At 67.1% G+C, this 3,295-nt stretch carries 3 protein-coding genes and 1 pseudogene; 2 read left to right on the plus strand and 2 right to left on the minus strand.

All coding sequences use genetic code 11. The annotated features are described in order from the left end of the window. Nucleotides 1–46 precede the first annotated feature (46 nt). Together purM and ACIQ3R_RS16610 are read left to right on the plus strand one after the other, a co-directional pair. Complete coding sequence (purM, locus tag ACIQ3R_RS16605) at nt 47–1,078, plus strand: phosphoribosylformylglycinamidine cyclo-ligase (protein ID WP_397419964.1); 1,032 nt, start codon at nt 47–49, stop codon at nt 1,076–1,078. Nucleotides 1,079–1,081: 3 nt separating this feature from the next. Beyond that, nucleotides 1,082–1,828 carry a hypothetical protein gene (locus tag ACIQ3R_RS16610; protein WP_397419965.1) on the plus strand — a complete coding sequence of 249 codons (747 nt, stop codon included), beginning with the start codon at nt 1,082–1,084 and terminating at the stop codon, nt 1,826–1,828. An 18-nt stretch (nt 1,829–1,846) separates the two neighbouring features. Here the strand turns inward: ACIQ3R_RS16610 and ACIQ3R_RS16615 are convergent, their stop codons facing one another. Next, nucleotides 1,847–2,902: a 2-oxoacid:ferredoxin oxidoreductase subunit beta gene (locus ACIQ3R_RS16615; RefSeq protein WP_397419966.1), complete on the minus strand. Its 1,056-nt coding sequence runs from the start codon at nt 2,900–2,902 to the stop codon at nt 1,847–1,849. Next, nucleotides 2,899–3,295, minus strand: a pseudogene (locus ACIQ3R_RS16620) (2-oxoacid:acceptor oxidoreductase subunit alpha); the annotation flags it as partial. The pseudogene ACIQ3R_RS16620 and the gene ACIQ3R_RS16615, both read right to left, overlap by 4 nt.

Consider the following 3,295-nt stretch of genomic DNA (forward strand, 5'->3'; position numbering starts at 1 on the left):
GGGGCCGCATGGCGCGTCTCTCTGCACGCCTCAAAAGGGTTCGTAAATGTCCGAGCGGCCGAACGGTCTCACCTATGCCCAGGCCGGCGTCGATATCGACGCAGGGAACGCCTTGGTCGAACGCATCAAGCCGCTGGCGAAATCCACCCGACGCGCAGGCTCCGAGCCCTCGCTGGGCGGATTCGGCGCCCTATTCGATCTCCGCGCCGCCGGCTATGCCGATCCGCTGCTGGTCACCACCACCGATGGCGTCGGCACCAAGCTCAAGCTGGCCATCGAGACGGGCATCCACGACACGGTAGGCATCGATCTGGTCGGCATGTGCGTCAATGACCTGCTCGCCCAGGGCGCCGAGCCGCTGATGTTCCTGGACTACTACGCCACGGGCAAACTCGACGTAGAGGCCGCAGCCGCCGTGGTCGCCGGAATCGCCGAGGGCTGCCGTCAGGCCGGCTGCGCCCTCGTGGGCGGGGAAACCGCCGAGATGCCCGGCATGTATTCAGAAGGCGACTATGACATGGCCGGCTTCTGCGTCGGCGCGGTGGATCGAGACAAGGTGTTGCCGAGGCTCGACGAACAGCGGCCCGGCGACCTGATGATTGGCCTGAGCTCGTCGGGCCCGCACTCCAACGGCTATTCCTTGATCCGTCGGATCGTCGCGCGCACCGACCTCGCCTGGGACGCCCCCTGCCCCTGGGCGCCCGGCCAGACCCTCGCCCGCGCCCTACTTGAGCCCACGCGCATCTACATCAAGAGCGTCCTGCCGCTCCTCAAGGCCGGCCATGTGAAGGGGCTGGCCCACATCACCGGGGGCGGCCTGATCGAGAATCCGCCACGCTGTCTGGCCGACGGCCTCGCGCCTCGCTTCGACTGGGCCGCCTGGACCCCTCCGCCGGTCTTCGGCTGGCTGGCCCAGGAAGGCGGCGTCGCCGAGGCCGAGATGCGGCGCACCTTTAACTGCGGCCTTGGTCTCGTACTGGTGGTCGCGCCGGAGGACGCCGGCGCCGTCTTGAGCGGCTTGACGGCGGCCGGCGAAGAAGCGGTTGTGGTGGGAGAGGTCGCGAGCGCCCATATCTGAGCCATGCCCTCCCCCGCACAACTCGCCGTTCTCGTCGGTCTGCTGATCGCCATCGCCTCGCCGGCGCTCCAGGCGGGACTGGGGATCGGCCTCTCCGCTCAGGAGTTCGCCGGCCAGGGCGACAGCACGCTGCGCGCCGAGGGCTATGCCTTCTCGATCTGGAGCGTGATCTACCTCGCGCTCATCGCCTTCACGATATGGCAGGCGCTACCGGCCCAACGCAACGATCCACACCTCACCCAAGTCCGCGCGCCCGCCGCCATGGCCCTGGCCGGCATCGGCCTCTGGATCTGGGCCTCCTCGTTCGATCTCCGCTGGACCAGCGTCGCCATCATCGTCGGCTCGGCCTGGATGGCGATCCGCGCCCTGGGCCATGGCCGAGGCCCCTGGACCGACTGGCCGCTCGGCCTGCTGGCCGGCTGGCTGACCATCGCCTCGGCGCTCAACATCCTCACCGTCGCCACGGCGGATGGCCTCATCGGGCCCGCAAACGCCCTTCCCGCCGCCATCTCCGGCATCGCGGTCGTGGCCGTCGTGGCGCTCTTGGTGTTTAGGCGCCTCGGTCGCATCGCCTACCCGCTCCCGATCATCTGGGGCCTTCTGGCGGTTTGGGTCGCGGAGCGCAGCGACCAGCCGGGCGCCGCCATTGCGGCGGTCATCGCGGCCAGCCTTCTCACCGCGGTGGTCGCTTCGACGATCGTCCACACCGCCTTTGGGTACTGGCGGAAAACCAATACCAAGCGCCCTTGAGGTTGCCCCGCTGCGGCTCTAGCGCAACGCCTCATTAATCCGCGCCAGCGCCGCCGCGCCGGGCACGAGCTCAGCTTCGTTCAGCTGATTCAGCGGGGTCTCGATCGTCCCAACCGCGTCATGCAGGTCCCCCGCGTCGGGATCGACGAACAGAAGGCCGGTGACGATCTGGCCGCGAGCCTGCCGCGCCTGGAGATAACCAAGCGCCTGGGCGCGGCTGTTGGGGTTGTAGAGCTCGTTCAGCTTGTGCAGCGAGAGGATCGAACCGTCGTGCTGCTGGACGCGCACGGTCTCGCCAGGCTTGTAGTCGACCTTGATCTCGTCGCGCGGCATGATCACGTCGAGCTCGTTCACCGCCTCGTTGTGCTCGCGCACATAGTCGAAGCTCTTGGTCGATCCCACATGGTTGTTGAACTGCACGCAGGGGCTGATGCAGTCGATGAACGCCGCGCCCTTGTGCGCCAGTCCTGCCTTGATCAGCGGCACCAGCTGGTCCTTGTCGCCCGAGAAGCTGCGGGCCACGAAGGTCGCGCCCATCTGCAGCGCCAGGCTGACCATGTCGATCCCGGCGTCGGTGTTGACCACGCCCTTCTTCGACTTCGAGCCGCGATCCGAGGTGGCCGAGAACTGGCCCTTGGTCAGGCCATACACACCGTTGTTCTCGACGATGTAGAGCATGTTCACGCCGCGCCGGATGGCGTGGGCGAACTGGCCGAGGCCGATGGAGGCGGAATCCCCGTCGCCCGAGACGCCGAGATAGATCAAGTCCCGGTTGGCAAGGTTGGCGCCGGTCAGCACTGAAGGCATGCGGCCGTGCACGGTGTTAAAGCCGTGGGAATTGCCCAGGAAATAGTCCGGAGTCTTCGACGAGCAACCGATCCCCGAGAGCTTGGCCACTCGATGCGGCGGCAGTTCCAGCTCGAACGCCGCCTGGATGATGGCCGCCGAGATCGAGTCGTGTCCGCACCCGGCGCAAAGCGTCGAGACCGAGCCTTCGTAATCGCGGCGCGTATAGCCCAGGCTGTTGGTCGGCAGCTTGGGATGATGCAGCTGGGGTTTCAGGATGTAGGTCATTCCGCCGCCTCCGCATGCGCCGCTGAGAGCGCACGGCCGACCGCGCCGGCGATGAACCGCGCGGTGATCGGCGTGCCGTCATAGTGCAGCACGGCGATCAGTTTCGCGGGATCGATATCGCCCTCGGTCATCAATAGCGTTCGTAGTTGCGCGTCACGGTTCTGCTCCACCACGAACACCCGGTCGTGCGCCGCCACGAAATCGAAAACGCTCTGCGCGAACGGGAAGCCGCGGACACGCAACGCATCCAGCCTCCGCCCCTCGCCCTCAAGCATCTCCAGCGCCTCATGCATCGCAGGCGCGGTGGAACCGAAATAGATCACGCCGTCTCGGGTCTTGCCCTTCGCGGGCTTCAGAACCGGCGCCGGCACCAGATCGCGGGCGGTGTCAAAC

Source organism: Phenylobacterium sp. (assembly GCF_044371015.1).
In the GTDB taxonomy this organism is placed as follows: Bacteria; Pseudomonadota; Alphaproteobacteria; order Caulobacterales; family Caulobacteraceae; genus Phenylobacterium.